Genomic DNA, 334 nt, shown 5'->3' with positions numbered 1-334 from the left:
CCACCCCCGAAAACGCTGGTGACAGCAGTAACAGCTTTTAGCACCACTGTTCCCATTTTCTCTACTAGGGTTAAAGCCGGCTCCAATAGGATGTTTATATCCTTGAGTAATTTGCCGATTATATCTAAATCGCTGTGCAGCGCGTTGATATAAGATTCAATACGACTAACGCGATTTTCTAGCCCAGTGTTGTTACTGTCCTTATTTTTGCAACACTCGTTTTGTTTGCGCTCTAAATTATTCAATCTGTTATTTAACCGATTTATAGCAGCTTGTAAATCTGCTAATCCCCGGTCAATATCCTTGCAAACTTCTGCCATTATTAACTTCTCAC

1 protein-coding gene is annotated in these 334 nt (G+C 40.4%); it reads right to left on the bottom strand.

The window, feature by feature from the left end; all coding sequences use genetic code 11:
- A partial coding sequence (locus GNE10_RS35115) for a hypothetical protein (protein ID WP_185570582.1) occupies nucleotides 1-320 on the bottom strand: 320 nt, incomplete at its 3' end.
- Nucleotides 321-334: the final 14 nt, after the last annotated feature.

It is taken from the genome of Nostoc sp. 2RC, assembly GCF_014222165.1.
GTDB classification, from domain to species: Bacteria; Cyanobacteriota; Cyanobacteriia; order Cyanobacteriales; family Nostocaceae; genus Nostoc; species Nostoc linckia.
The sequence above is the reverse complement of the archived record's forward strand: the minus strand, read 5'-3'. Positions and strand labels throughout refer to the sequence as shown.